Raw genomic sequence first — 26,237 nt, 5'->3', positions numbered from 1 at the left:
AGGTGTCTATGAAAATGTGAGAAAAAAGGAGTATTCGGGAGATATTACTTACTTTATTGAGGGAGGGATGTTAAATGAGTAAGGATAATGCGGTTTATATTGGTTCCACTCCAAAGCATCTAACTCGCGTAGCTAAAGAAATGAGTATGAAAAAAAATTCCGAAAATAACAGACGATTGCTTGAATCACTTGGATACAATTATAAATCAAATATACCTGGAAAAATACCAGGTGGAATAGTAACTGTGAAAAAAGCGTGAGTCCCTTCCGCTTTTTTTCTTTCCACTATAAATTGCTCCACAATCTGGCGGCTAAAATAAAGAAAAAGAACAATTCCTGTCGTTAACGATTACACCCATTTAATCTTTACATATCCAATTCAACAAGCTATGCACCCCCCTTAGCCAAAAAGAGGGTGATAAATTATTAAAACAACCCCTAATAAAATGAGACCAAAGATAATGATTAGTCCACTTGTATCTAATAAAACGCCAACTATTACCCAAATCAAATAAAAAATTTTCGACTTTGTGCTTTCATCCTTATTCTCTTTGTAAGCATCTTTAATTAACCATCCTAAAATACTACATCCAACAATAACCAATATGACGCCAATAGCCATTATCTTCATAAAGTTTACCCCATGGTTAGAGTTCATTTTGCATACTACTACCTGCTAATTTGTCATTTTTAACCTCAAAATAACCCGCCGCATTAATACAATAAGTATTGATTGTCTTTTTTTTACTTTAGTAGCAAGCTCAATTGTAGGACAAACTACATTTGTGTTTCTAGAAAGGCGGCACTGTGATTGAATAAGCTTACATATACATTGAGGAGGGTAACGATGGGAATTTTGAGTGGAAAACCGACAGATGAGCCATTACACTATGGCGAGGTATTTGATCTTTGGACTTCAGCCTTAGTAGGGAACAGCATGATTGCTGGTTATCAAACTGCAATTAATCATGCAGGCGACGATGATTTAAAGAAGTTATTAATGGAAGCCATTGAATTATGTAAGCAAGATAAGCAACAGGTGGAAGAAATCTTAAAAGAAAATGGGATTGGTCTGCCGCCAGCAGCACCTGAGCCGCCTGAAGCGTGCTTGGAGGATATACCGGTAGGGGCTAGAATGCCTGATCCTGCCATTGCTGCAACCCTTTCTGCGGATATTGCGGCTGGTTTAGTTGCATGCAGTCAAGCAATTGGAAAATCAATCAGGGAAGATGTGGCCCTCATGTATGCTCAAATGCATACTCAAAAGGTAGCACTTGGAGCAAAAGTACTCCGTTTAAACAAAGAAAAAGGGTGGCTAATCCCACCACCTTTGCATCCGAAAAAGCAAGGTGACTGTTAGAGGTAGAATGAGCTGAATCCAATATGGATTCAGCTTTTTGCTTCTGTGCAATGGAATGGTAACTAAATGTAAAAAACTACCTAACAGTAGGTAGTTTCCGTATGTGTTGCATAAAAGTTAGATAAAAAAGGCTTCAGGATCATTTATTGTTTCAATTGACCTAATTCCGCAATACACTCTTGAACAAGCGTAACTGCCTGACTCATTACGGCTCCCCCACCGAATGCTGCTGTTACACCTACGGTTTCTAGAATTTCTTCTTCGGAACAGCCTTGATCTAAACAGCCTTTTGTGTGGTAGATGATGCAATACTCATCCTGCGAATACAGACTGATTCCTAGTGCAATCAATTGCTTTTCCCTTTTGGATAGAACACCTTCTTTGAAACATTCTTCCGTGAACGCATTATACCGTTCAGCGAGTGCGGGCATTTTTTGTGTGAACATTCCAATCCCGGATTTATAGTTGAGCAGTGCAGCTTCCGTTGAATTTCTAGCCTCAAATTCCATACTTGATTCGACCTCGTTTCAAAGTTTTTATCAAGTACTAGTATGAGTTAAAATGGATAATTTACACGTAGCAAAAGATAAACCTTTTGCATTTTTAATGTTCAAATGAAAAAAATTGCTGCCTTCACGTTCTGTTTTTCACAAACCAAGAAATTCCTAGTTCATTGACCTAATAGATACAAGACTTTATTTGACTCTAAGAACATTTTTCCCCTTGGTACGTCCACTTTCCATATGCCGGTGAGCCTCAACAAATTGGTCCAACGAAAAACATTTTTCAGTAACGGGTTTTTAGCCGGCAGTTTAAAAAGTACACAGGCAAAAGCCCCTCTGAAATCCAGTAGGAGCGTTTCATAAAGTTATTTACGAATAAAAACCCAGGTACCAATTGGAACTTTAGATGATAATTCCAGAACATCATGATTAAACATTCGAATACATCCATGTGAGACACTTTTACCGATAGAGGCTGGGTTATTTGTTCCATGTATTCCGTAATGGGGTTTTGATAATCCCATCCACAGCACTCCAAAAGGTCCTCCGGGATTAGGTTGTTTATTGATAATCGTTAATGCCTCATTAGGCGTTGGTGTTACCATTTTTCCAACTGCAATTGGATAAACCTTTACCAGCCTCTTTCCATCAAAAAGTTCTAATTTGTGTTTTGACAAAGATATGACAATCCATTTCGCCATGCAGCTCAACTCCATTTTTTATTATCGTATGGAGTGACAAAGGCATTTGTAACTGTAGTCAATAAGAAAACTCCTACTACCCAAAGTGGTCTGGAGTTTTTTATTTGCCAAAAAATGATGTAAAAAAATGCAAACTTTGTAGCGGATAGTCTAAATATTTTCTGAACTTTGGATGCTACTATTTAAAATACCATCAAATAAAAAATACTGATGAAAGAGTGAAGATAAATGTGTGGAATTACAGGATGGATTGATTGGAAACAGGATTTAAATCAGCAAATCATGACAGTGCAAAAGATGGCACAAACTTTAGCAAAGCGTGGGCCGGATGCTTGCAATGTGTACAGTAATCGTCATGCAGCACTGGGACATACGAGACTGATTGTGGTGGATCCTTCCGGAGGCGAGCAGCCAATGACAAGGAAATCAAAGAACGGGGAAGCCTTTACGATTGTCTATAATGGCGAGCTTTATAATACGGAGGATCTTCGAAGAGAATTGGTTAGCCGTGGATATGAATTTCAATCCCATTCAGATACGGAAGTACTTCTAAATGCTTACATCGAATGGCGAGAAAATTGCGTAGAGAAATTTAATGGTATTTTTGCTTTTGCCATCTGGGATCACGCGCAAGAAAAGCTGTTTATCGCAAGAGATCGGCTTGGCGTGAAACCATTATTTTATATGCATTCAAATAGCACCCTCTTATTTGGATCAGAGCTTAAAGCCATATTGGCACATCCCTCTCAAAAAGCGGAAATCGATCGCGAAGGTCTTCAGGAGGTATTTGGATTAGGACCTTCCCGTACACCAGGCAACGGTATTTTTAAAGGAATAAACGAACTTAGACCGGCTCATTTTCTTATATTTGACCGAAATGGGATCAACATAAAACGGTATTGGAATGTGGAAAGCCGCAAACATAATGATTCATTAGAGGAAACGGTGGATCAAGTACGGTTTCTTGTGACGGATGCGATTGAAAGACAGCTGGTTGCAGATGTTCCAGTCTGTACATTTTTATCTGGAGGGCTTGATTCTAGTGCAATCAGTGCAATTGCCTCGAATCATTTTAAGCAGCAAGGCAGAGGAACTCTTCATACGTATTCGATTGATTATGAGCGCAATAGCGAGTTTTTTCAATCAAGCTTATTTCAGTCAGATGAAGACCGGCCATGGATTGAACAAATGACTCACTATTTAGGTGTCAATCATCATTCAAAAATCATCACCCATGACCAGCTTGCGACCCGCCTGGAAGACGCAGTCAAAGCAAGAGACTTGCCTGGGATGGCTGATATTGACTCTTCTCTCCTTTGGTTTTCCGAGGAAATCAAACAAGACTTCACAGTGGCCTTGTCAGGTGAATGTGCGGATGAAATTTTTGGGGGCTATCCTTGGTTTTATCGCAAAGAGTTATTGCAGGCCGACCATTTTCCATGGATGAAGTCGGAAGCGGAAAGACATAAGCTACTCTTACCACAGTGGCAAGAAAGACTGAATCTACAGGACTATGTGCAAGATCGATACAGGGAAACATTACGGGAAGTGCCACGATTAGAGGGTGAAAACTCTTTAGAAGGACGACGCAGGGAATTGTTTTATTTAAATATGGTTTGGTTCATGTCCACTTTGCTAGAGCGAAAGGATCGTATGAGTATGGCCGCTGGTTTGGAGGTCCGCGTTCCATTTGCTGACCATCGATTGATTGAATATGTGTGGAATATTCCGTGGGAGATGAAAATGCTTGAGGGAAGAGAGAAGGGAATTTTACGAAAAGCATTGGAGGGAGTGTTGCCTCATTCCATTTTGTACCGGAAGAAAAATCCGTATCCGAAAACCCACAATCCCGAATATACAAAACGAGTAAAAGACATGCTAACGAGCATCATTGAACGGAAAAGCTCGCCGATTCTTGAATTGGTTTCAAAGCAAAAGGTGAGAGACATCATTGATTCTGACGGCTCTTCCTTTAAGGCTCCATGGTTTGGGCAGCTGATGACAGGTCCACAGCTCATCGCCCATTTGGTGCAACTAAATATGTGGCTAGAACTCTATCACGTGAACATTATCGATTGAATAGGTAAGGTACTAATGACCATGACCACAAAACCAACCGCAAGCACCTGCATTAATAAAAACCATAGGGACCGCCCCTATGGTTTTAAGTTATTTACTTACTTCAACTACATGTTCTTCATGCTCGTGCAGTCCGCTGTCATTTTGAACATGGACAACAATTGTGTAAGCTCCATCTTGTGTAAATGAATGAGTGCCTTTGTATTCACCTGAAGCAGCTTCTACTGCATCAACCCAGTTATGCTTTTCTACGCCTTCTTTAATGATTTCATAACGAACCTGAGCTTTTGTTAATGCTTCATTATCAAGTTGAAGGTGTACAGCTAAATCAATGTCTTGATTTACTTTAATCGCTTCCGGCTTTGTAAAATGCATACTGAATCCCTCAGCATGTCCATGGTCATGACCGCCCTCTGCATGTTCATGGCCTTCTTCTTCACGGGCGGCAGCAGCCCCTTCGCCGATTGTAATAGATGTTTTTGGCATTGTGTGCATACTTCTAGCCGTTGTGTGTGCATACATTTCATAAACGCCATCATGGTCAAATGCTACTTCGGCTGTATACGAACCGTCGCCATTATTTGTTGATTCGACCATTGTTTTCTCTTCATCATTCCCACTTTCCCAGTATTCAAATTTCATCTCATCCGCATCTTTTACTTTTTCATCCCCATATGTAACAATGGCTTTGAGCTGGATTTTCTCACCTGGATCGGCTTTTTCAGGTACGATAAATTCAACTTCAAGTGGCTTTAGTTCCTCAGGTACGACGTCCTTCTCTTCGTTTTTAGCCTCGGTACCACATGCAGCTAATAAGCCTAGTATCAATACGAATAGTAACATTCCTAGTTTTCTTTTCATATTATATTCCTCCGTTTATTTGATAGCTTCCATTATTGCCCATCTTCCTGATGTTTATTGCAGCGGCCTGAAGGACCTTGCATTTTCTGATAAATCACTTCTATTGCGTCCCGTAATCCGTAGATTTCTCCGCCAAAGCCTTTAATGAATTTTTCGGCATGCTCTTTGTTTTCGAAGGTTAGCACCTGTGGTTGACAACAACCGACATTAAGACTGGTATCCATAACAAACCAAGCTAAGGGAGCGCTTATCGTTGTATTCATAAAAAAATCATGACAGATCGCCTGTAACACATCTTCACCAAGCTGGCGGTGTCGAAGGAGTCCACAGTGGGCACAACAAGCAGTTTCAATTTTGTCGTTGGCTAAGATTAGCCGATATGCCATTTTGGAACGGGTTGGTTTATGACAGTACACACATTGGCTTTGATTGGGCAGTACATGTTTGTCCTTTTCAACGAGTGAAATCCCGCCAAAGGTTTTGGAGATCAGGCCTTCTTCTACTAAAGGCTTAATATCTCGATAAATCGTCATTTCAGAGACATTAAAATGTTCGCTTAGTTCACTGATTTTTAATGTCTTTTTTGAATGAATTAACTTTCGAATATGGTTCTGCCTTTCGATTGGCAGCATGTAATCACCTCATTGCTAGGGTGTGATAGTTTGTGATAGAAATATCAAACTACAACATCTATTTTAACATCTATGGAATGAATTGAAATTAGGGGATTCTACATTTGTATGAAAGATTTGTGACAGGATGTTATAAATCACAAACTCAAACAGGATTAAGGTGCCGGACCCTAGTGCAGTAGGTCTTTTTTCGTGTCGAGGGTCTGGTGTTTTATTATGTTGTGGAAAAAATAGGAAAACACGAGAACCGTCCCTACGTTTTTTCACTGTTTTTTGAACGAAATAGTCGCTTTTTTGGGCGGGTATTAGGCTCAATATTTATTACACTATTAATAACGAAGGTTTTGGAAATGTTTTGAAAATCGTGTTAAAATGAGAAAAATTATTTTACTATATTTATATGATGGCTTATCCATATTTTCCAGCTGAGGGAGCATTTAGATTTTTATGAAAAAAATATGGTTCTACTTTACGAATATTTATAATAACTCCAAGCTGAACGTAAAGCTTTTTTTAACGATTTCATTGATCATGGTGGCAGCCTTGGTGTTGGTACTGGGAGGGATTCGATATGCCTTTTCCCTGTATGATAAGCAAATTTATGCAAAATCGTCACAAGTATTGATGATGTCCTCGAACAGCATTGAAGAAAAACTGGAACGAGTGGAACAAGTAAGCTATGAAATTGCAGTCGACCCGCAAATTCAACGAAACTTAATAGAGCTTCAAGGAAATATTGAGAAGTATGATTTTTACCGGTTTGAACAAGAAATAGAAGATGAATTGGTGAAATATATTGGGTCTGAGAAATATATTCAATCTATTTATCTCTATGATTCGAATGGAAGAGAATTTTTAGCGGGCTCTAGCAGGAACCCGATAAATGAGAATGAAAAGGAGCATGCACTGAACCAGGCAGATCAGTATGAGGGGGAGAATCATTGGATCGAGACAGAAGATTCTAATGGTTATTTAACTTCAGTCCGCCTGATTCGATCCTATGAGAATCTAAACTTTGAAAATATCGGAAAACTGCTTGTTATTGTTAATTTAGATAGTATTGTAAGCGGTTTACCGAAGCCGAATGGGGATTTGGCAGGAAATATACTGGTTTCCGATGGGGAGCACGTTTTTTATTCTGAAAAAGGAAACGACCACCTAAATACGTATCATTTCCAAGCAAAAAATAAGCAAGGATACAGGATTGAAGAAATCAATGGGGAAAGATCGTTTGTTAACCATCTCACAACCGATTTTGAGGGATGGACCTATTGGAGCATCATTCCATTTAACATGATGTTTTCAAAGATAACGGCCGTGAAATATTCGTTGGTGCTGGTGTTTTTGGTGATGTTCATTATTCTTATTTCCCTAGGCTTTACTTTTTTAAGAAGAATTACGAATCCGATTCTCGCATTGGCAGACACCATGCAAGAAGTCCAACACGGGAATTTTCAAATTGTAAATTCGTTGCCTTCTTCTAAGGTTTATGAGGATGAGGTAGGGGTACTTTATCAGAACTTTAAAACGATGATCCAACAAATTGACGAGCTGATCGAGGAGAATTATGCAAAGCAGCTCTTAATCAAGGAAACTGAATTTAAAGCGCTTCAAGCCCAGATTAACCCTCATTTTTTATACAATACGCTGGAGTCCATCAATTGGCTGGCGATCACAAACAATCAGAAGCAAATCTCAAATATGGTGGATGCCCTTGGACATCTGATGAGAAACTCGATTGATTTTAAGGAATCAATCATTACAATCGAAAAAGAATTTGAAATTGTTAAAAGCTATTTAACGATTCAAAAATACAGGTTTGACGACCGAGTGGAGTTTCAAACGGACATCCCTGCCAAGTTTTTGACATGTAAGATCCCAAAATTAACCCTGCAGCCACTGCTTGAAAATGCATTTAAGCATGCAGTGGAGATGTCCATCGATACAATTGAAATTAAAGTACTGGCCTATCAGGAGAAGGACACGCTTTTCATCCGGATTGAAGATAATGGTCCGGGCATTGATCCGTACATTCTCCAAAAACTAAAAGAGGGCAAAGCGAAACCAAAAGGAACAGGAATTGGCCTGAACAATATTGATAGCAGGATCAAGCTTTTTGCAGGCGAGGAGTATGGGGTAAGAATTGAAAGTCTAGTAGGACAAGGGACCGCTATTACGGTGGTGTTACCTTTACAAACGGGGTGATCAGATGGCATACAAAGTGTTAGTAGTAGACGACGAAAAGATTATTGTAGAGAGCATTTCAAGTGTAATCGATTGGGCGGCACTGGATTTGGAGCTTGTTGCTACGGCCAGAAACGGGATTGACGCGTATGAAAAAGTTGTCGCGTTAAAGCCCGACATTGTGATGAGTGATATTAAAATGCCCGGTATGGATGGCTTAAATCTAGTTTCAAAGGTTCATGCTCAATTTCCTTCTATGAAATTTATCTTATTATCCGGATATGGCGAGTTTGAATATGCGAGAACGGCGATGCAATATGGTGTGAAAAATTATTTGTTGAAGCCATGTAATGTGGAGAAGATTACAGCGGCGCTTCAGGATGTAATTACTGAATTAACGGACGAAAACGACCAGGATGCTTTTATTCGGCAGCTTCGGGAGAAATATGAAAAAGCGCAGCCCTATATGAAAGCACAGTGGTTAACAGAGTTCTTGTTAAGTAAGAGCCATTCAAATATGGATTTATCCTTCTATCAAAAGCTTTTCGATCATGAGCTTAAAAACCAAGAGGTGAAGTTAATCCTATTCAAGCTCGAAGGTGAATTATCCTATGAGCACTTGTTTGCGATTAAAAATATCGGCTCCGAAATATTTGATTCTCCATTGTTAAATACGAATATTGGAGAATATGAGCTATTTTTAGTGGAAGATGATCACGACTCAGAAAAACTGCATCAACAGATTGAACAGATTAAAGAGCTCCTTTACCAATACTACAAAAGGGTGACGACGGTCGCCATAAGTGAAGGAGATAATATCCAAAATATAAGAAGTCTGTACCGTGAGGCAATCGAATGTTTAGAGCATCGTTTTTATTTTGGAGAAGGAAGCATTATTAGCAAAAAAGATATCGAACCTGCAAATACAGATTCCATTAGTGATTTTATATTTGATGAGCAGCAGATTGTTTTAAAAATCAAGTCAGGGCATATTGACGATGTTAGTGACGAAATCACCAGCATATTTGAAAAAATGGCGGATGAACGCCGTGGTATACACATGACAAAATCATATTGTATCCAGCTCTACATGACGATTGTCCAAACGGTTGATACAGAGACTATGCAAACCTATCTGAAGGGGACATCTGCACTATTGGAAATGGAAACGTTTCATCAGATGAAAGACTATATCGAAGCAGCTGCTAAAAAAATCACGATTGAATACTATAAAAGGTTTAAATCCAAACAGACATCGGTGATTAGTAAAGTAATAGACGTTGTGAATGAAAACCTGGATAACCCTAATCTTACTCTTAAAATGGTTGCCAATAAAATTCTTTTTATGAATCCAGATTATCTAGGAAAACTATTTAGACAAGAAACCGGTCAGCGATTTTCAGCCTATCTGACGAAGCTAAGAATTGAAAAGGCCGTGGATCTGATTTTAGAAATGGATGATGTAAAGGTGGTAACACTGGCTGAAATGATAGGCTTTGGCGGGAACGCACAATATTTTAGTCAGGTTTTTAAAAAATATACGGGATATACACCATCTGAATATCGAAAAGGCTCCTGAATTTAGGGAGTAATCTCTTTTTCCAAGGGAGGGTGGATTTTGAGGAAATTTGGCTTGGCATTCGTAAGTTTCATGTTGCTCTTAACACTAACTGCTTGCAATTCGAGCGGTGAAAAGGATTCTGAAGGTAAAAACGAAAATGATAAAGTTACTCTACACGTAGCCTGGTGGGGTGGACAACCAAGACATGATTATACACTCAAAGTAATTGAAATGTATGAGAAGGAAAATCCCAATGTGGAAATTAAAACGGTCTATGCTAACTGGGGTGATTATTGGAAGCGGCTTCCTCCAATGGCTGCCGCAAGCAGATTGCCAGACGTCGTTCAAATGGATACAGCTTACCTTTTTCAATATAGTAAAAAAGGTCTGTTGGAGGATTTAACACCCTATCTCAAGGAAGGCACGATTGATATGAGTTCGATCAATGAAAATGCGATTTCCGGTGGAATGATTGCAGATCAATTATACGGTTTCACACTCGGCTCCAACGTTCTTTCAGTCATCACCAATGACAATTTGTTACGAGAAGCCGGCATTACAATAGACGAAGAGAACTGGACTTGGGATGACTTCGAAAAAATCGCTTTGGACGTCCAACATCGTACAGGGAAATATGGTACAAATGGAATGAATCCAACGGATGTATTTTTCCCTTACTATTTACGGACACAAGGTGAGCGATTTTATCGTGAGGACGGTACAGGCCTTGGTTACTCGGATGATCAATTATTCATTGATTACTTTGAAAGGCAGCTTCGATTAGTAGATGAAAAAGCTTTCCCAACCCCAGATGTTCAAGCACATATCGATGGACTTGAGGATGAATTTATCGTAACGGGAAATGCAGCGATGACCTGGAACTGGTCCAATCAATTTTCAGGCTTTGCTCAATCTGCAGAATCGGAATTATCCCTACATTTGCCACCTGAACAAGCAGAAGAGGTTGCTTTATTTTTGAGACCAAGTATGTACTTTTCGATTCCTAAGAGTTCAAAGCAAAAAGAAGAAGCGGCAAAGTTCATCGATTATTTTGTAAATAATGTTGAAGCGAATAAGCTAATCAAAGGTGATCGGGGTGTTCCCCTCTCAACGAAGGTTGTTCAAGGAATTAAACCTGAATTATCTGAAGTAGAAACCAAGATCTTTGATTATGTTGAAAAAGCTTCCCAACATGTAAGCAATGCCGATCCGCATGACCCGTTGGGGAATGCAGAAGTGATGAAAGTGTTGAAGGATCTATCCGATCAGGTTTTATTTAAGAAACTAACACCAGAAGAAGCTGCCAAGTCTTTTAGAGAACAAGCAGAAACCATATTAGCAAGAAATAAGTAATCAGAAAAACGAGCCGAGTGCTTAAAATCACAGTAGAATTAGCATGATAATTGCCATAGAAAATGCTCAGTGCCTAAGAACTCTGAGCATTTTTCTTTCGATTGGTATTGTAGAATCGCACCAATTAATAGAATAAAGATTATTAGATTTTATTTCCTAATTTCCTCAATGATTGATTTTCCCTCAGTGGCTTCATCGTCATGCCATTTCCAGTTTTCATATAATCTAATTCGTCCATCTGGTAAAATTTTAGGAGTAGAAAAGCATTTTCCGCCTCTAATTTCATTTTTGTTGTTAACGTGATTATATCTAAACTCTAAGCAATCGTCTTCGTTCGTTACTCCAACTAATGTTCCTTTTACAATTTCCCCTCCACTATATGTTGCAGTGATGATATGCCCCTCTTGTTTGTATTCAAAAATAGTCTCTGAAGATACTTCACCGTTAGCTGTATTTTCAATTGAAACAAAACTACGACCATTATAATCGATCATATTATTCATCCTTTCACCTTATAAATTATTTAATAGTGCAATTTTCTCCAGCTCTAGTTACCTGTTTGTTCAATAAGGAATTCAACAAAAAAGGTGGTTAATCCTTCTTGGATTAACACAAGTTTAGTTGAATAATTACGTGACTTATATACTGTTCATGATTTCCTTTGGTTTATAGATACCGTTCTCAATAATAATGGATTCTCAATCCATTCATATACGCTTTGAAGTGAAGTGGGCACTAGGCATTCATCCAATCAAGGCTTTGGTTCTGAGCATAAACTGGATATTAGTCTAATTTTAATAAGGAGTGAACTTCGAAATATGGAAAATATACGACAAATGCCACTCTATGCACTGAATCCCTTGGGTCTTCAAAATTGCATTTATCGCTTTACGTTTCTGAGGCTAAGAAACGGAGACAATTTCTGGTTTTTTTTAACGACGGTAGGGGAATCAAGAGTTTATGGTTATAGGTTTTTCGGTGGAAGATGGAATCCATATTCGGTTGCTGTAAGAGATATTGTTTCCTTCTATTGTTCTCCTCCGACTCCAACTCTATATTAAAACACTTCTGGGCTTTCGCCTAATCAGATCTCGTTTTTTTTGAATTGAATACTTTGATCACCAAATATTCGCTACCTTCATGTGGCTATCCATCCTGTACAGAACGTTAATCATTTCGGTTAGCGTTCTTTATATTGAAATTGGACTAAAGTCCAAAATGAAAAAAGTTTAATCCTATGGCAGCGTTAAACTACATTTTAGTTGATTAAGAAAAAAAGACCGGTGCGATAATCCTTCTTGGATCATAAAATGGTTCCATCCACATCAAAAATCACATAATTTAACAGGAAGTATCCCTCCTTAGTTTTTAATTATATAGCAGTGTTAGCGTTTATTGTAGATTTTACAATTACGCGAACGTTGGTTCTGAAAAGGTGGTAAAAGACGAAAAAGTAGGGTGTAATCAATGAATGTTAGAGAATTATTAAAGCCAATCAAGAACTTAATCCAGGAGACAAGCATCGTTTAAGAGCAACAAACTTGCTCAACTTCATGATATTAACAGAAAATTCAATGTAATTATTGGTTATTTTTGGTATCATCTTAATGGAGGGAGATGAATAATGAAAGAATTCTCGTTTTTTCTTTTTAGTATTTTGCTAGTCGGATGTACTCAAGGAGCGGAGTATTCAAAAGTAGATGTAATAAAGGACAATAATACATCTTCAGAAGTCCATTTTGTGGCACCAAAGGAGCATTATCTATTAGTAGAATGGAAATCAGACGCTATGGATAGAGGAAACCATGATTACGATACTGATTACCATAGTGAATTAGTAGTTGAACCAAATTACAATCCTCTTGAAAGAGGGGATATTATCTATTATCAAATGATTGAATCAGAAGTTAAAAATAACCCAGCAATCCCTGAAAATTACTTAGGAAGGATTGTCGGTTTACCTGGAGAGACAGTAGTAATTCAAAATGGTCAAGTTTATATAGATAATCAAGCCCTTGATACATTTTATGGTTACTCCACAATACGTGGAATGGATGAAGATACCTATTTTGAGAAACTGAGTGCTTCTAATACTGTAGATGAACAATCCACTCGAGACTATTTCAAAACGAATATGGAATCAATAGTTGTGAAGAATGGTACAGTCTTCGTACTTGTAGACCAGTGGTGGAGAGGCATAGACAGCAAGCATTTCGGCTTGTTACCATTGGAGAATGTGCAGGGAAAAGTTTTAGGCTATTCAAGGTGACTTTAAACTATTATGAATTAATTTAATCTTGAGGATCTCCAACAACAATTCCACGAAAGTTAACTGCTCTTGCGACGTGTAGTTGTTGAGCGATATCCACACCTACAATAAGATGTGTATCAGAAATTCTTTCTATTAGTTGATTTTGTTTGTCTTGCATTTTAAATTCATATAGGGCTTCCTCCTTAAGGGTCTGAGTTAGAGTGGTATCTATACGCTATCTTACTGAGGGGCTCTATATTCTGGCGATGTGGGATATTGTAAACCCCAGATTGATATTTATATAAGGGTTAATTCATTTCTCGATTATAATCCGAATGTTTTATTCGTTGATGACCAAGAGAAAAACCTAATAGCAGCAAGGAATTTGGGTTGGAGTACCTTACTTGCTGATGAAGAAGGTGAATGGACTAAAAAAGTAGCTGAACGATTATATTCTTATTACGGTGTAGTTTAATTAAATTTCAATTTTTCCAAACTAAGAATAAAACCATCTATTATATTCGAAACAATAGATGGTTTTGTGCAGTTTATTTTATAGGTTGGCAACATAAACTACCTTCACCTTTTTCAAGAGCTGACTTTAAGCTACTTAGAACACCTGACCAAGCCATATGATGCCATTCAATTGCTTCTTTCCAATTATCATCTTCTTTAAAACCTGTATGTTCAACAATAACTTTTGTAGATTCGGTATCGACTGGTTCAAAACTAACATTTACAGTAGTTAATTCATTTTCACTATTCATTATGGATTCAAATTGATCTGGGCCTTTCCAAGTAAATCGTAATTCTTTTTCTTCAGCAAGTTTAATTATCTTGCAATCTTTGGTATTCATTTCAGTTTTATTTCCAGGAATAAAATAAAGTTCGTATGCTCCTCCTTCTATAGCTTCGACGACTGCTTCAGGTGCGAACCACTCTGAAACTCGTTCAGAAATTGTCCAAGCGTACCAAACTAAATGTAAGGGGGCATTAATTGTAATCTCATTAATAATCGTTCTATCATTTGTAGTGGTTGTCAAAACAAGTCCTCCTTTTTTTGAAAAATCTCTCATTTGTAGAATACCATCAATATCAAGTTCAATAAAGAATTTTCTGACTCATTTTAAAAAAAGATTGTGAAGGTTTATACCTAAAATAACGGCTGCGTTGATCCAAGAAGGATTATCCACCTTTTTGTTAAAGTAATTGAACTAATGAAGAAGGTTAGTGAAAATGAAGGTATTTGAGAATTTTTTGTAGAAACAATTTATTTACTAATGGAGGGAGAATTCAAAATGTCACAAACAAGATTAGAAAATATGACTATTAAAGAACTAGATGAATTAAAGTTAGTAGGGTTTCGAGTTTTATGTCCTGGTGACCAATATATAATCGAAATACCTAAAGCGTCACTTCAGTTAAGTGAACGTATTCATGAAATAAAAAATGTCGTTAATCCATTACAACAATTTGGTGCATTTGTTGTAGAGAGTGATAATGATGATGAAGATGGATACTGGATTTGTGTTGAAGTTAGAGACTACGAAGATACTCCTTCTGATATGGTGACTCTAACAGTTCCTCCTCAGAGATATGCCGTTTCTAGATATAAAGGTGTTAACTATAAAATAATGGATGCCTATAATCACTTACATTTGTGGATTGAAGAGAATAAATATAGAAGGATCAAAGATAAATGGCATTTAGAAATATTTTATAGTTGGAAAGACACTGAAAATGTAGATGTAGATTTATTAGATACTGTTGAATAAGGGTTGCTGTGGTCACCTTTTTTATTTCTATTGAAGTTTGTAAAGTATTGTACTACGACTAAAGAAGCAGGATACCATAAGAAGCTTATAGAAACTAACGGACAGTTTAGCAACAAGAATACCTATCCCATGTTTTTTGCTCTGTTTAAGAATAATGGTGATTTTTGAAAACTCTCCGAAATATTACTTACAGTTACCTGTCAGATGGTAATAGATATAGGAATAGTATATTACTGGATTAAATAAAATTGAAACAGGAAGAAAAATGAGGTGATTTTATTTTAGAAAAACTCAGGAAAATTAATATGAAAACTGCTGTATTTATGGGAATTATTTTTTACTCTTTAACTATCTTAATCCACTTTCTTATTATAAGCGAAAGTATTCCATTCACATGGGTTAATGGTGGAAGGTCTGAATCATTCGCTGAACAGCTACCAATATCTGTTATAAATATCGTTATTTCTATTATTGGATTAGTTTTTACGTTGATTGTTGGTAGAATTAAACTATATAAATACAAAAGAGGAATAACCGTTATATGTTGGTTTTTTGTTGTACTTTGGTCTTTTGGATTTATACAACAATTGTTTGGAACACCTTTTGAAAAAATGGTTTGTTCGTTAGTATTGCTTATTGGAGTTATCTCGAACTTGCGTATGGCGATTGAAAAAAAATAGATGTAACTATTTAATTAATAAGTTTGTGAACAATTATACTTTAACTAAAGGGTAGCTTTAATTGAATAAGAGAAATATAAAAGTCGATTTTAAATATCGGCTTTTTTTATTTCGTTAAAAGGAACGGTGTCAAAACTTAAGAGTTATAGTTTTAAAAATAATCAGAAATTTACGTTGTTTTTTATACGAGAGGGGGGTATATTGTGTTTAGAGGAGGTTTATAAATGCTCAATACATATAATGTTGGTATTCTACTGTTTGATTATGTTGATGCTTTAGATTTTGCTGGTCCCTATGAAGTTTTTAACTTAACTACTTATAATGATAATGATGTAAAAAAACTCTTCACTAACAATTTAGAGGATAAACCTTTTATGGTAAGTACAGTTTCTCAAGACGGAAAGCAAATAACTGTACATAACGGGTTAAAAGTAAAGCCTGATTACAGTTTTTCTGATGCACCAACATTTGACATCATCATTGTTCCTGGAGGTCCATTAAAAGCATTAGAGTTAGTAAAGAGTAATAAGGAAATAATAAATTGGATTAAAAACTATAAAGACAAGATAGTAGCATCTGTGTGTACAGGGGCATTTTTTTTAGCGCAAGCTGGAATTCTTAACGGAAAAAAAGCTACTACAAATCGGGTAGCCTTAAATTTGTTAGAAAGAAGTTTCCCAGAAATAGAAGTTATTAGGGGAGTTAAGTATGTAGATGAAGGAAATGTTATTACTTCAGCAGGTATATCCGCAGGAATTCAGATGGCATTATATGTAGTTAGCAAATTATTTGACGAAGAGACAGCTAAACGAACTGCTCATACTATGGAATTAGGTTAAGTTGGAAATATAGAGATTTAATAAGAAAAAGAAGTCTTTTCTTATTGAAAAAAACGGGTGCGTTGATCTAAGAAGGATTAACCACCTTTTTTATTGAATTCCTTTATTGAACAAACGGGGCAGTTTAGTTAAAGAGTGCTGTTTAACTTGAGTTCAACAATCGTGCCAGATTGCGGTAACATCTTTAGAGAAAAATTTGATATTTTACTACCTTGCAATGTATAGTACGGGATGTTATATTATACCTATCTACTATATTTTATAGGTAAGTACTGTTCATTGCAAAGTAGTACATATTGCAGTATATAAAGATGAAGAGATGAGGTGAATATACGTTGAATGTGCAATTTAAAAAAGGTGTTCTAGAGCTGTGTGTGCTTGTACTGTTGGATAAAAAGGATCGTTATGGATATGAGCTCGTCCAAAAGATTTCTGACCAAATTGAAATCTCGGAAGGATCTGTTTATCCATTATTAAGAAGGTTAACGAAAGAAGAATATTTTACAACCTATTTACAAGAATCCAGAGAAGGACCTTCAAGAAAATATTATAGGCTTACAGATAAAGGTCGTGCATACCTACATCAATTAGTGGACGAGTGGAAGGAATTCTCTGAAGGAGTAAACCAATTAATTAAGGAGGGAATCTCCCATGAATAAAAAGGAATTTTTATCAGATTTGGAGAGGCATTTACGAAAGCTCCCAAAGAACGAAAAAGAGGATATCTTACAAGATTATGAGGAATATTTTACGATTGGTGTAGAGGAAGGTAAAGCAGAACGTCAGATAGTAGAATCTCTTGGTTCACCTAAACAATTATCTAAAGAATTACTCGCAAATTATCATATTGAGAAAATGGAAGCAACCTCATCCACTCGAAATATGCTCCGAGCCGTATGGGCGGTGATTGGACTTGGTTTTGTCAACTTAGTGATTGTTCTTGGACCATTTCTTGGATTACTTGCCCTTTTAGTAGCAGGTTGGGTAGCTGGTATAGCTGGGATTGTGAGTCCGTTATTAGTATTCACCAGTGCCATCGCCAATTTTGGTGATTTTGAATGGTTTGAAGTTTTCTTTTCAATAACATTATGTGGGATTGGTTTATTCATCTCGATTGGCATTTATTATGCGACAGTTAGCGTGAAAAGAGGATTCCTTCGATATCTAAAATATAATGTGTCCATTGTGAAAGGTGGTAACAAACATGATTAAAAAGTTATCTTTGCTTGCTCTTCTTGTATTTTTTATAGGTGTAATAGGAAGTGTTGTAACATACGGTTCAATGAACAATAAAGTTTCCATTAATGAAAAAAAACTGATTGAAAATGAAAATATCACTTCCATACAAATTGATGTGGATAGTACAGATGTGGAATTCATTACTGTTCGTAGTATGGATGAAGCGAGAGTGGAGTTAGTTGGTAAAAGTGTAGAAAACACAATTAACGACTTTTCTGTGAAAGAAGAAGGAGAAACTCTTTCTATATCATTGCAGCCTGAAAATAGTAAATGGTTTAACTTTAAACTCTATCTCCCAACATTGAAATTAAAGATTTTTGCACCAGAAAAAATGTATAACAACGTATATGTAAATGGATCCTCATCTGATGTAAATTGGCAAAGTCTTAAAGCAAAGTCAATTGAAATATCAACGGTCAGTGGTGATGTTCATGCGGAGAGTACCCATTCTGAAAAAATGACTGTAAAGACAGTTTCTGGTGACGTCTATATGGAACGCATACAAGGAGAAATTGAAACTGTAACAGTCAGTGGCGATGTCTTTATATCAACCAGTGAACTTTCACATTCCATATATGGAAAAACGACCAGTGGTGATATCGATATTGAATCAGTAAAGGAGCCTACCGACATTAAATTTGAAGTAAGTACATCTTCAGGTGATGTAAATTTATTTGATAAATATAATAATAATGCAAAGATGGGAAAAGGGGATGTTTTGATTCAATTAAAAACAGATAGTGGAGATATTACAGCTACAAATAAATAGGCTATAATTTTTGGCTCATTTTACATAAAATGAGCCAAAAATTAATTAGTAAGTGAACATATAATTTCCATTAAAGGATTGAGTTTTTTAGGTGTAAAAAAGATTGTGAAGTAATGTACTTAAAGTAACGGGTGCGTTCGTGCAACAAGGCGAACCTACATTTTTTGGACTTCCAAACAGAGCTAATTATATAATCACCTGACCATAATTATGTAAATTTTTATTCTTGACCCAACCTGACGGCTTGATAATACTCAGTAAGTACTCCCACACACATTTCATAAGCGTTTTCAAGATCAAGCTCAGATAGTTCACCTTCATTTTTAGCTAGATATTCAGGATATTCTTGTAATACACTCCGTTCAGTGCTTGGTGTAGTCTCTGTGTTTATAGCACGATCTGTGGTACTATCTCCTGAAACCACAGATGTATTCTTTTCGTAATTATTATTAGTATCCTTGATACAGGAACTTAGGGTAAATAAGACAACGAACAATAAAGCAAATTTCATTGTAACCCTCACATTTAAAATATGAACTTCAAAGTCTATTCAGTTAATGGTTAGACGATGTTATTGTTCATTTCGTTACAAAAAGACTTATCTTTAACTATTCTGTGTCGCGCAGCTTCGTTAGTAATAAGAAAAAGAGGTGCAGATAAGACAACAATATCTCGAATCAACATATTGTGAGTAAAACTACATCAGCTGGGAAGTATATGTTTGGGATGGTGTATTTACATCATCAGCGTATTCCCATTAGAAAACAAGGAAGTGAATAGATGAATCAGAGTAACGAACGCAAAAACCTTGGTCGTAATGCAGAAGAAAGTGGCAACAATCAAGCTGATAGTAATGCTAATCAAGATGCTAGTGACGTTGTTGAAACAATGGGCACCCTTAATGGAGCCGTTACTGGTGCAATGATTGGTGCTCCATTTGGACTGTTTGGCGCTGTAGTAGGCGGTGTTTCAGGAGGTGTCATTGGTAACCAAATCGTAGAGGGGGATGATGTCGATGACGAAACAGATTCCCAAAAACGTGATGAGAACAATAATAACTCTTTAAATAAGTAGCAGGCACTTTACAAAAATGTATTTGTGTTACTCTCACCAAAAAAGGACCGTCAAAAAAAGATAAGTAGTTCGGTTACGAAGTAGAAAATCAAAAAAAAATATACAATAACATCTTGTTTGATTATAAAAATAAACGACTATTTACAATAGAAATAGCATCAGTATTAGCTGATGCTATTTTTGGCTTTAAAATGCAAGGAGATGAAACTTTATAAGCGAAATACTCGTCTATATAGAGAGAATTTAAACCATAAGGTAGGTTTACTATGAGAAAAATAATTATCTTAATAATTATGTTAATTACAATAATTCCAATTATAGGCTGTAATACAAAAATTAATATAGAGAATGCAGAAGAACAAATTGAAGAAACAAGGGTAATTAAGGAAGAAGAAAAGTTGGTTATTGGAATTGAACAGGAAATGATTGAAATAAGCGACAAAGCGAAGGTAGATGCTGTAATAGGGATACTTCAGAAAGCGAATTGGGAAAATGCTGAGGTTTCGATGGATGGACCTTTTGATTTTATAATAAATAATAAATAATAAATATGTTTTTTGGATAACTTCCCAAAATGATGCACTTGAAGTAATTATCCAAGGACATAGTAAATTTACAAAATTATCGGGTGATGACTCACAAATTTTATATGAAACTATAACAGATAAAAAGCTCGGTGAATAAAAATTCATCAAGCTTTTTTTATCTTAACAAGCTATTTAGTAAAATTAACAATGCTCTCGACAGTTGATCAATAGCTATTGGTCAATCGCTAAATGGTTTGTTAATTTAAGTGTTATTTTTAGGGCATAAGAGGCGGCAAATGGCGAATGTAAACAAAAAATTAGAAAAAAGAGTTGAATAACGACATTGGTGTCGTTATAATAAATTTAGATAAAACGACATTAGTGTCGTTTTTAAAAGGGAGGGTAAGAGTATGAATGGATTAATGAAAAATAAACGTTTTTTAACATTGATGGCGGCTCAGGCAATATCAGGTATTGGTGATTGGTTAAGTATAGTGGCGATTATTACACTAGTTGGTTTGAAATGGAATGCTTCACCGATAGAGGTATCGCTAATCATCTTGTGTCTGGCAGTTCCAATGGCTCTTTTAGGTCCAGTAGCTGGAACTGTCGCAGATCGGTTTAGTCGAAAGGCATTAATGATAACATCTGATCTTGTTCGTGCAGGACTCATTCTTGTTCTTACCCTAGCGGATACAATATGGGTTGTTTATATATGTTTGTTTACAATTGGCGTGTTTTCGGCTGTATTTATTCCAGCAAAAAACGGAAAATTAAAGGAATTGGTTGCCCATCATGATATGAAAAGTGCCATGTCCATCACGTCTATGATTGACTCCAGTACGAAGGTGCTGGGGCCATTACTGAGCGGGATATTAGTAACGGCATTTGGCACAAATCCTGTGTTTTATATCGACTCTTTTACTTTTTTCATATCTGCTCTTTTAATTCTGTTCTTACCAGGAGCGGTTCAGTCATTTGAAGAAGAGATTGGCAATGAGGATCGAGCAGATACTTCCTTCAGAAAAGACTTTTTAGCCGGCCTTAGTTTTATCAAATCCAACACATATATGCTTGTAGGAATGTTTTTCTTAGGATTTAGTCTTTTGATCTTACAGCTATCAGACTCACAAATCATTGTCTTAATTAGAGAGCTTACCACAGCATCACCGGATCTTTTTGGCTATATAGTGGCGTCGTCAGGTATTGGTATGTTTTTATCAGGGCTGCTTTTGGCGAAGAAAACCAATTATAACACCTTTGCTTTATTGCTAATTGGGGTTTGTGGAATTGGACTTAGCTTTGGTATCATAGCCGTATTAACTCATTTTGATGTGCATTTTTCTACTATTTGGGGTCCTTTACTAGGAATGTTAGCAGGATTTTCAGTTAGCTTAGTGTTTATTCCCTTTCAAGCATCGGTCCAAATTGAAACTCCTGTTCATATGACGGGGAGGGTGTTTGGAGTCATAAATAGTGTCACAACAACAGCAACCATTATCGGACCTTTGCTAGGAGGTTGGCTCTCAACCATTCTAGGGGTCGTTCCAACATTTATGATCACGTCCTCTCTCTTGGTATTAGTCGCTTTACTCGGATTTATTTCAAAGAGAAAAATAGAGAGGAGTAAGAAATATGTCTCCGAAAGTCAGCAAGGAACACCTAAAGCAACGACGAGCTAAAATTTTGGAAGCAGCAACACAAGTATTTATCGAACATGGGTATGAACGTACGACCATGAAGGATGTAATGGATGCAGCTAACGTGAGCAGGGGAGGATTATATCAATATTTCTCTAATAAAGAAGACTTATATGAAGCTATATTAAAAGAAAACCTGTCCAGAAAAGTACATGAAACAAAGGAATTACTTGATGAAAAAAATGATTCTTATTGGGATTTGCTACTTTTAAGAATGTTTGGTGAGAATCGGGAGCCCGATGATAAAATGGATCCATTAGCGCCGATAAATTTAGAGTTCTTCATCACAGGGAAAAATGATAAACGTCGAAGAGAGTACGGTACAGAACGTTATCGTTATGGTGTAAATCTATTTGCGGATATTATTAGGGCCGGACAAGAAAGTGGAGAATTCAGCAAAAAATATGATGGTGATATCATAGCCCGATCTATTGTCACATTTATTGATGGGCTTGCACTTGGCCATGCTATACTTCCAATGGAAGATCTAATGGTAAAGGAGCAATCTATTTTGTTCGTGGAAACTTTAAAAATTATACTGGAAGTAAAGTAGATAGAAACCAATTTAGGTGCCAGACCCCAAGTGCAGTAAAGCTTTACCGTGTCGGGGGTCTGGCGTCTTTTTGGAGATACGGAAAAAATAGGGAAACGCGAGAGCGATGCTAGTGTTCTGGAAGAAAATAGGGGAACGCGAGAACTGTCCCTATGTTCTTGGAAAAAAATAGGCGAACAGTAGAACCGTCCCTACGTTCTGCTAAATTCAATCGTTTCGATAAACTTTTCGATGGTTGGTGTTAGGTATGCGTCGGCTCTTCGGATGAAGACGGTTTTGATTTTAGTATATTGTTCTGGGAGTTTATGGAATTTAACGAGCCCATCCTTTTCCAATTGGGTAACCTCTGATTTTGGCACGAATGCAATGCCAAGTCCCATCACTGTACTGCGCAAGATGGTTTCTAATGTTCCGAATTCCATGATCTTTTTCGGGGCTAGGTTTTGATCTTTATACCATTCTGCCAGACGAGCCCGGTATCCGCAGCCTTTGCTGAAGCATAAAATCGGTTCTTCGGTTACTTCTTCAAGGGTGGAAATGCGATTATCGGAAATGAGCACGAGCTCTTCCTGAAATACTTCATGTGAAACGATGTCCTGAGGCAAGTCTGATTCCGTCACAAAAGCCCCATCGAGCTTATGATGTAATACATCTTCAACTAATGAGCTTGTAACCCCTGTAAATATGGACAAATCAACATCTTTATATTTTTTAACATAGCTGGATAAAATTTTTGGTAAATGAATAACAGTTTCCACTGTACCAATTTCCAGTTTGCCAGAAGGTTCCTTGTCAGTTTGAACGGCATGTTTCATTTCTTCTGTTAAGGCCAATATTTTTTGACTATAAGTTAATAGCTTTTTTCCTTCAGGGGTTAGGCTCATTCCTCGCCGATGACGATTAAACAACGGTGTATTCATTTCCGCTTCTAACTTGCGAATTCTCGACGTGATATTGGATTGCACGTATTTTAAGTCTTTTGCCGCTTCTGTAATCGTGCCTTTTTCCGCAACCAACTGGAAAATTTCTAAGTCTTTAAACTCCATGTTTTGTCCTCCTACCGTGATGATTCTATCTTTCTATGATATCACGAAAAATGAACGCGGTTAATCATTATTATTCATTTTACAAGATATCAAAATAGGTAGATAATCAGGTTTATTAGTCATTTAGATGGAGGCATGAGGGAAAGTGAGAAATAATGTTTTATGGGGTGCTGTTCTGTGTTTTATTGCTGCGGTTTCTTGGGGAGCGATGTTCCCGGTCGCACATGCAGCCTTTACGCATATTGATCCGTTTTATTTTACAATCATTCGCTATGGGGCTGTAACGCTTCTGTTGGTAGCGATGCTTTTTTGGAAAGAAGGAAAACAAGCATTTCGATTTGAGGGCAAAGGCCTAAAATTATGGTTCTTCGGGACAATGGCCTTCACGGTCTATAATCTATTCATCTTCTGGGGAGAAGATTTATTGGGTCAACCAGGTGTCATGGTAGCATCGATTAATGAATCGTTAATGCCGATGATTTCGATTGTCATCGTGTGGCTATTTTTTAAAAAACGTCCTCACTCATTCACGCTAACATGTGTAATCGTGTCATTGATTGGTGCGGTATTAGTGATTACAAAAGGGGATATTCAATCATTTTTAAGCGCATCGGATAATTTGATTCCTTCCATTCTCATCTTCCTTGCTGTTGTTGGATGGGTTATTTACACAATGGGCGGAAGCGAGTTCAGCGGTTGGTCAGTTTTACGGTATTCAACATTAAGCTGTTTACTTGGAACGGTAACTGCTGGTGTAGTTGTAGCAGGAGCAACGCTGGTTGGGTATGTTTCGTTTCCATCGGCAGAGGTGATTGTGGCAACATGGCCACATTTACTGTTTATGATTATTTTCCCTGGGCTCATTGCACTGCTCGGGTGGAACGTTGGTGTCAGTATTTTATCTCCAATCAATGCTCTATTGTTCATTAACTTTGTTCCGGTAACGACACTTTTAGCTTCGATTTATCAAGGCTATGATGTCACCATGTTTGATATTTTAGGCACGGTTTTTATCATTCTTTCCCTTTTGGCGAATAATCTGTTTGTCAGATTGCAAAAGAAAGAATACAAGCGTCCTGTTCAAACGAAATTGCGCGAGCGGGCATCGTAGTGAATAATTAACGGAGAATCATTTCCGTTTACATAAGAAGCAGGTTTGAAAATGTTTTTAGGAAGTAGTGAGGGATAATGAAGAATTACGATTTAATATTTTTTGATATAGATGACACGCTTTTTGATTTTACTAAATCGGAGCAAGCAGCTTTTAAAAATGTCTTTGAAAAATATAATCTATTAGACAACATAAATTTATACGAAAAGAGTTACCAAGAAATTAGTAAAGTATTGTGGAGGGATTTAGAAAATGGAAAAATGAGCCTAGTTGAACTAGGTTCAGAAAGATTTAGGAGACTATTCTTAGAACATGATCTTGAAATTGACGCGGTTGTATTCAATCAAGATTATTTAAAGTTTCTTGGGGAACAAACACACCTTGTTCAGGGAGCTGAAAGGGTTATTGGGGCTCTCTCACATAAACGTTTAGCAATAATTACGAATGGTTACAGTGATGTACAAACATTAAGAATTAACAATTCCCCATTAAGAGGTGCATTTGAACATATTATTATCTCCGAATCTACTGGATTCCAAAAACCACAAACAGGAATTTTTGATTATGCTTTTAGTTCGCTTCAGCTTATAAAAAAATCCAACGTACTAATGGTGGGTGACTCGTTGACTTCTGATATTCAGGGTGGAATTAACTTTGGTATTGACACCTGTTGGTTTAATCCTAAGTACAAGGAAAATAGTACATCTTTAAAACCAACTTATGAAATAAACAAATTGGAAAGCCTTTTGGAAATTATAAAATAAGTGCATTTTAAGGTTGATAAATAGACGGAAAAATTCCGATTAATTAGTATCAATAATTAAAAAAGGCTTAAATAGACGGAAAAATTCCGTCTATTTTTTAAAAAAGTGCAAAAATAAGAAGTTTTTCAATGCATAACCGGAAAGCTTCCCCTTATATACTACAAAACGAGCTTCATTCTAAAATTAACCGGAAAAACTCCTTTTATTTTTCTATGCTTAAAATGTTCGCTGTTTTTTTCATTTTTTTCTCTTTTATCGTCAACTTCTTCAATGTGACGCGATGTCATATTTTTTTATTGACAAGTGACAAGGTGTCATATATTATTTGTTTTATAATGTGACATAATGTCATTTATCGAATATCATTTGCAGAAGTAGTAAATAATTAATAGAAAAAGAGACTTTGCTGGAAACAGGATATAAAAATGAGTACAGTCACAAAGCATAAAAAAACGAATGGAATTAAAAAGGTTACACGGGCAATAGCGGTTATGATCGGGGCGTTTATTACAGCGTACGGACTAGAGGCAATCTTAATCCCAAACAACGTCTCAGATGGCGGTGTGACAGGACTAAGTATCGTTGGTTCGCAATTAATGGGGATTCCTCTAGGACTTCTAATCGCAATTCTTAATATCCCATTCATCTTTTTAGGATATAAACAAATCGGGAAAA

Annotated in this window: 29 protein-coding genes and 3 pseudogenes; 21 read left to right on the top strand and 11 right to left on the bottom strand. The window is 36.7% G+C overall.

From position 1 onward, the window contains the following. Positions 1 to 74 precede the first annotated feature (74 nt). On the top strand, positions 75 to 260 hold the full coding sequence (locus LKW28_RS21185) for a hypothetical protein (RefSeq protein WP_229142407.1): 186 nt from the start codon (positions 75 to 77) through the stop codon (positions 258 to 260). 140 nt (positions 261 to 400) lie between these two features. Here LKW28_RS21185 and LKW28_RS21180 read toward each other — a convergent pair whose 3' ends face one another. After that, entirely contained in the window at positions 401 to 631 is a 231-nt protein-coding gene (locus tag LKW28_RS21180; protein WP_229142406.1) for a hypothetical protein, read from the bottom strand. 216 nt (positions 632 to 847) lie between these two features. On the opposite strand from LKW28_RS21180, the gene LKW28_RS21175 reads away from it, so the two are divergent. Continuing rightward, positions 848 to 1,360 carry a DUF3231 family protein gene (locus LKW28_RS21175; RefSeq protein ID WP_229142405.1) on the top strand — a complete coding sequence of 171 codons (513 nt, stop codon included), beginning with the start codon at positions 848 to 850 and terminating at the stop codon, positions 1,358 to 1,360. Between the two features lie 143 nt (positions 1,361 to 1,503). Here the strand turns inward: LKW28_RS21175 and LKW28_RS21170 are convergent, their stop codons facing one another. From LKW28_RS21170 to LKW28_RS21165, 3 genes and pseudogenes are all read right to left on the bottom strand, one after another. Beyond that, positions 1,504 to 1,869, bottom strand: coding sequence for a carboxymuconolactone decarboxylase family protein (locus LKW28_RS21170; RefSeq protein WP_229142404.1), 366 nt, complete (start codon positions 1,867 to 1,869; stop codon positions 1,504 to 1,506). 186 nt (positions 1,870 to 2,055) lie between these two features. Continuing rightward, positions 2,056 to 2,148: pseudogene (locus LKW28_RS23320) on the bottom strand (zinc-binding dehydrogenase); the annotation flags it as partial. Positions 2,149 to 2,228: 80 nt separating this feature from the next. Further along, positions 2,229 to 2,564 (bottom strand): L,D-transpeptidase, encoded by a 336-nt coding sequence (locus LKW28_RS21165; RefSeq protein ID WP_229142403.1) that lies wholly within the window; start codon positions 2,562 to 2,564, stop codon positions 2,229 to 2,231. 228 nt (positions 2,565 to 2,792) lie between these two features. On the opposite strand from LKW28_RS21165, the gene asnB reads away from it, so the two are divergent. Beyond that, positions 2,793 to 4,643 (top strand): asparagine synthase (glutamine-hydrolyzing), encoded by a 1,851-nt coding sequence (gene asnB, locus LKW28_RS21160; RefSeq protein ID WP_229142402.1) that lies wholly within the window; start codon positions 2,793 to 2,795, stop codon positions 4,641 to 4,643. A gap of 90 nt (positions 4,644 to 4,733) precedes the next feature. Here the strand turns inward: asnB and LKW28_RS21155 are convergent, their stop codons facing one another. Together LKW28_RS21155 and LKW28_RS21150 are read right to left on the bottom strand one after the other, a co-directional pair. Next, positions 4,734 to 5,504, bottom strand: a complete 771-nt coding sequence (locus LKW28_RS21155) for a FixH family protein (RefSeq protein WP_229142401.1) — start codon at positions 5,502 to 5,504, stop codon at positions 4,734 to 4,736. A 32-nt stretch (positions 5,505 to 5,536) separates the two neighbouring features. Beyond that, positions 5,537 to 6,136, bottom strand: a complete 600-nt coding sequence (locus LKW28_RS21150; RefSeq protein ID WP_229142400.1) for a DeoR family transcriptional regulator — start codon at positions 6,134 to 6,136, stop codon at positions 5,537 to 5,539. 447 nt (positions 6,137 to 6,583) lie between these two features. Between LKW28_RS21150 and LKW28_RS21145 the strand changes: the two genes are divergently transcribed. Genes LKW28_RS21145 through LKW28_RS21135 form a run of 3 tightly spaced genes read left to right on the top strand, consistent with a single transcriptional unit; the run spans position 6,584 to position 11,234 of the window. Further along, a complete protein-coding gene (locus tag LKW28_RS21145) occupies positions 6,584 to 8,341 on the top strand; it encodes a cache domain-containing sensor histidine kinase (protein ID WP_229142399.1) in 1,758 nt (585 codons plus the stop codon). A gap of 4 nt (positions 8,342 to 8,345) precedes the next feature. Next, the gene (locus LKW28_RS21140) at positions 8,346 to 9,899 is read left to right on the top strand and encodes a response regulator transcription factor (RefSeq protein ID WP_229142398.1); all 1,554 of its coding nucleotides are present in this window, start codon (positions 8,346 to 8,348) and stop codon (positions 9,897 to 9,899) included. Between the two features lie 39 nt (positions 9,900 to 9,938). After that, complete coding sequence (locus LKW28_RS21135; RefSeq protein ID WP_420708925.1) at positions 9,939 to 11,234, top strand: ABC transporter substrate-binding protein; 1,296 nt, start codon at positions 9,939 to 9,941, stop codon at positions 11,232 to 11,234. A 149-nt stretch (positions 11,235 to 11,383) separates the two neighbouring features. Here LKW28_RS21135 and LKW28_RS21130 read toward each other — a convergent pair whose 3' ends face one another. Then, entirely contained in the window at positions 11,384 to 11,728 is a 345-nt protein-coding gene (locus tag LKW28_RS21130) for a n-acetylglutamate synthase (protein WP_229142397.1), read from the bottom strand. Between the two features lie 1,130 nt (positions 11,729 to 12,858). Here LKW28_RS21130 and lepB point away from each other — a divergent pair. Beyond that, entirely contained in the window at positions 12,859 to 13,503 is a 645-nt protein-coding gene (gene lepB / locus LKW28_RS21125) for a signal peptidase I (RefSeq protein WP_229142396.1), read from the top strand. A 31-nt stretch (positions 13,504 to 13,534) separates the two neighbouring features. On the opposite strand, the pseudogene LKW28_RS21120 reads toward lepB, so the two are convergent. After that, positions 13,535 to 13,663, bottom strand: a pseudogene (locus LKW28_RS21120) (IS110 family transposase); the annotation flags it as partial. A gap of 87 nt (positions 13,664 to 13,750) precedes the next feature. Between LKW28_RS21120 and LKW28_RS21115 the strand changes: the two are divergent. Further along, positions 13,751 to 13,960, top strand: a pseudogene (locus LKW28_RS21115) (HAD-IA family hydrolase); the annotation flags it as partial. 73 nt (positions 13,961 to 14,033) lie between these two features. On the opposite strand, the gene LKW28_RS21110 reads toward LKW28_RS21115, so the two are convergent. Continuing rightward, positions 14,034 to 14,528 (bottom strand): SRPBCC family protein, encoded by a 495-nt coding sequence (locus LKW28_RS21110; protein ID WP_229142394.1) that lies wholly within the window; start codon positions 14,526 to 14,528, stop codon positions 14,034 to 14,036. Positions 14,529 to 14,783: 255 nt separating this feature from the next. On the opposite strand from LKW28_RS21110, the gene LKW28_RS21105 reads away from it, so the two are divergent. From LKW28_RS21105 to LKW28_RS21080, 6 genes are all read left to right on the top strand, one after another. After that, complete coding sequence (locus LKW28_RS21105) at positions 14,784 to 15,260, top strand: GyrI-like domain-containing protein (protein ID WP_229142393.1); 477 nt, start codon at positions 14,784 to 14,786, stop codon at positions 15,258 to 15,260. 305 nt (positions 15,261 to 15,565) lie between these two features. After that, a complete protein-coding gene (locus LKW28_RS21100) occupies positions 15,566 to 15,940 on the top strand; it encodes a hypothetical protein (RefSeq protein WP_229142392.1) in 375 nt (124 codons plus the stop codon). Between the two features lie 224 nt (positions 15,941 to 16,164). Then, complete coding sequence (locus LKW28_RS21095; RefSeq protein WP_229142391.1) at positions 16,165 to 16,779, top strand: DJ-1/PfpI family protein; 615 nt, start codon at positions 16,165 to 16,167, stop codon at positions 16,777 to 16,779. A gap of 335 nt (positions 16,780 to 17,114) precedes the next feature. Then, positions 17,115 to 17,438 carry a PadR family transcriptional regulator gene (locus LKW28_RS21090; RefSeq protein WP_229142390.1) on the top strand — a complete coding sequence of 108 codons (324 nt, stop codon included), beginning with the start codon at positions 17,115 to 17,117 and terminating at the stop codon, positions 17,436 to 17,438. Next, positions 17,431 to 17,991: an HAAS signaling domain-containing protein gene (locus LKW28_RS21085; protein WP_229142389.1), complete on the top strand. Its 561-nt coding sequence runs from the start codon at positions 17,431 to 17,433 to the stop codon at positions 17,989 to 17,991. The genes LKW28_RS21090 and LKW28_RS21085 overlap by 8 nt, the downstream gene beginning before the upstream one ends. Beyond that, positions 17,984 to 18,787, top strand: a complete 804-nt coding sequence (locus LKW28_RS21080) for a DUF4097 family beta strand repeat-containing protein (RefSeq protein WP_229142388.1) — start codon at positions 17,984 to 17,986, stop codon at positions 18,785 to 18,787. Before LKW28_RS21085 ends, LKW28_RS21080 begins: the two co-directional genes overlap by 8 nt. Positions 18,788 to 19,007: 220 nt before the next feature. Here the strand turns inward: LKW28_RS21080 and LKW28_RS21075 are convergent, their stop codons facing one another. Further along, complete coding sequence (locus tag LKW28_RS21075; protein ID WP_229142387.1) at positions 19,008 to 19,298, bottom strand: hypothetical protein; 291 nt, start codon at positions 19,296 to 19,298, stop codon at positions 19,008 to 19,010. 269 nt (positions 19,299 to 19,567) lie between these two features. Between LKW28_RS21075 and LKW28_RS21070 the strand changes: the two genes are divergently transcribed. From LKW28_RS21070 to LKW28_RS21055, 4 genes are all read left to right on the top strand, one after another. Then, positions 19,568 to 19,861: a hypothetical protein gene (locus LKW28_RS21070; RefSeq protein ID WP_229142386.1), complete on the top strand. Its 294-nt coding sequence runs from the start codon at positions 19,568 to 19,570 to the stop codon at positions 19,859 to 19,861. 266 nt (positions 19,862 to 20,127) lie between these two features. Continuing rightward, positions 20,128 to 20,406 carry a hypothetical protein gene (locus tag LKW28_RS21065; protein WP_229142385.1) on the top strand — a complete coding sequence of 93 codons (279 nt, stop codon included), beginning with the start codon at positions 20,128 to 20,130 and terminating at the stop codon, positions 20,404 to 20,406. Between the two features lie 392 nt (positions 20,407 to 20,798). Next, on the top strand, positions 20,799 to 22,070 hold the full coding sequence (locus LKW28_RS21060; protein ID WP_229142384.1) for an MFS transporter: 1,272 nt from the start codon (positions 20,799 to 20,801) through the stop codon (positions 22,068 to 22,070). Further along, complete coding sequence (locus LKW28_RS21055) at positions 22,024 to 22,641, top strand: TetR/AcrR family transcriptional regulator (RefSeq protein WP_229142383.1); 618 nt, start codon at positions 22,024 to 22,026, stop codon at positions 22,639 to 22,641. Before LKW28_RS21060 ends, LKW28_RS21055 begins: the two co-directional genes overlap by 47 nt. A gap of 191 nt (positions 22,642 to 22,832) precedes the next feature. Here LKW28_RS21055 and LKW28_RS21050 read toward each other — a convergent pair whose 3' ends face one another. Further along, positions 22,833 to 23,687, bottom strand: coding sequence for a LysR family transcriptional regulator (locus LKW28_RS21050; RefSeq protein ID WP_229142382.1), 855 nt, complete (start codon positions 23,685 to 23,687; stop codon positions 22,833 to 22,835). Between the two features lie 145 nt (positions 23,688 to 23,832). Between LKW28_RS21050 and LKW28_RS21045 the strand changes: the two genes are divergently transcribed. The 3 genes from LKW28_RS21045 to LKW28_RS21035 form a co-directional block, all read left to right on the top strand. Then, positions 23,833 to 24,798 (top strand): DMT family transporter, encoded by a 966-nt coding sequence (locus LKW28_RS21045; protein WP_229142381.1) that lies wholly within the window; start codon positions 23,833 to 23,835, stop codon positions 24,796 to 24,798. A 77-nt stretch (positions 24,799 to 24,875) separates the two neighbouring features. After that, positions 24,876 to 25,562: a YjjG family noncanonical pyrimidine nucleotidase gene (locus tag LKW28_RS21040; protein WP_229142380.1), complete on the top strand. Its 687-nt coding sequence runs from the start codon at positions 24,876 to 24,878 to the stop codon at positions 25,560 to 25,562. A gap of 425 nt (positions 25,563 to 25,987) precedes the next feature. After that, positions 25,988 to 26,237 (top strand): YitT family protein (locus LKW28_RS21035; RefSeq protein ID WP_229142379.1); only part of this gene is annotated, 250 nt, incomplete at its 3' end.

It is taken from the genome of Bacillus sp. REN16 (genome assembly GCF_020731355.1).
GTDB lineage: Bacteria > Bacillota > Bacilli > Bacillales > Bacillaceae_L > Ferdinandcohnia.
Note: the sequence above shows the minus strand (reverse complement) of the source record. Positions and strands in the feature narration are given on the sequence as shown.

What these genes read in the sequence shown, in the direction of transcription:
- LKW28_RS21175 (WP_229142405.1), top strand. Translation starts at nt 848, where the DNA reads ATGGGAATTTTGAGTGGAAAACCGACAGATGAGCCATTACACTATGGC.
- LKW28_RS21040 (WP_229142380.1), top strand. Translation starts at nt 24,876, where the DNA reads ATGAAGAATTACGATTTAATATTTTTTGATATAGATGACACGCTTTTT.
- LKW28_RS21145 (WP_229142399.1), top strand. Translation starts at nt 6,584, where the DNA reads ATGAAAAAAATATGGTTCTACTTTACGAATATTTATAATAACTCCAAG.
- LKW28_RS21170 (WP_229142404.1), bottom strand. Translation starts at nt 1,869, where the DNA reads ATGGAATTTGAGGCTAGAAATTCAACGGAAGCTGCACTGCTCAACTAT.
- LKW28_RS21180 (WP_229142406.1), bottom strand. Translation starts at nt 631, where the DNA reads ATGAAGATAATGGCTATTGGCGTCATATTGGTTATTGTTGGATGTAGT.
- LKW28_RS21130 (WP_229142397.1), bottom strand. Translation starts at nt 11,728, where the DNA reads ATGATCGATTATAATGGTCGTAGTTTTGTTTCAATTGAAAATACAGCT.
- LKW28_RS21150 (WP_229142400.1), bottom strand. Translation starts at nt 6,136, where the DNA reads ATGCTGCCAATCGAAAGGCAGAACCATATTCGAAAGTTAATTCATTCA.
- LKW28_RS21185 (WP_229142407.1), top strand. Translation starts at nt 75, where the DNA reads ATGAGTAAGGATAATGCGGTTTATATTGGTTCCACTCCAAAGCATCTA.
- LKW28_RS21070 (WP_229142386.1), top strand. Translation starts at nt 19,568, where the DNA reads ATGAATCAGAGTAACGAACGCAAAAACCTTGGTCGTAATGCAGAAGAA.
- LKW28_RS21085 (WP_229142389.1), top strand. Translation starts at nt 17,431, where the DNA reads ATGAATAAAAAGGAATTTTTATCAGATTTGGAGAGGCATTTACGAAAG.
- LKW28_RS21100 (WP_229142392.1), top strand. Translation starts at nt 15,566, where the DNA reads ATGAAAACTGCTGTATTTATGGGAATTATTTTTTACTCTTTAACTATC.
- asnB (WP_229142402.1), top strand. Translation starts at nt 2,793, where the DNA reads ATGTGTGGAATTACAGGATGGATTGATTGGAAACAGGATTTAAATCAG.
- LKW28_RS21065 (WP_229142385.1), top strand. Translation starts at nt 20,128, where the DNA reads ATGAGAAAAATAATTATCTTAATAATTATGTTAATTACAATAATTCCA.
- LKW28_RS21155 (WP_229142401.1), bottom strand. Translation starts at nt 5,504, where the DNA reads ATGAAAAGAAAACTAGGAATGTTACTATTCGTATTGATACTAGGCTTA.
- LKW28_RS21055 (WP_229142383.1), top strand. Translation starts at nt 22,024, where the DNA reads ATGTCTCCGAAAGTCAGCAAGGAACACCTAAAGCAACGACGAGCTAAA.
- LKW28_RS21060 (WP_229142384.1), top strand. Translation starts at nt 20,799, where the DNA reads ATGAATGGATTAATGAAAAATAAACGTTTTTTAACATTGATGGCGGCT.
- lepB (WP_229142396.1), top strand. Translation starts at nt 12,859, where the DNA reads ATGAAAGAATTCTCGTTTTTTCTTTTTAGTATTTTGCTAGTCGGATGT.
- LKW28_RS21140 (WP_229142398.1), top strand. Translation starts at nt 8,346, where the DNA reads ATGGCATACAAAGTGTTAGTAGTAGACGACGAAAAGATTATTGTAGAG.
- LKW28_RS21075 (WP_229142387.1), bottom strand. Translation starts at nt 19,298, where the DNA reads ATGAAATTTGCTTTATTGTTCGTTGTCTTATTTACCCTAAGTTCCTGT.
- LKW28_RS21165 (WP_229142403.1), bottom strand. Translation starts at nt 2,564, where the DNA reads ATGGCGAAATGGATTGTCATATCTTTGTCAAAACACAAATTAGAACTT.
- LKW28_RS21050 (WP_229142382.1), bottom strand. Translation starts at nt 23,687, where the DNA reads ATGGAGTTTAAAGACTTAGAAATTTTCCAGTTGGTTGCGGAAAAAGGC.
- LKW28_RS21095 (WP_229142391.1), top strand. Translation starts at nt 16,165, where the DNA reads ATGCTCAATACATATAATGTTGGTATTCTACTGTTTGATTATGTTGAT.
- LKW28_RS21105 (WP_229142393.1), top strand. Translation starts at nt 14,784, where the DNA reads ATGTCACAAACAAGATTAGAAAATATGACTATTAAAGAACTAGATGAA.
- LKW28_RS21080 (WP_229142388.1), top strand. Translation starts at nt 17,984, where the DNA reads ATGATTAAAAAGTTATCTTTGCTTGCTCTTCTTGTATTTTTTATAGGT.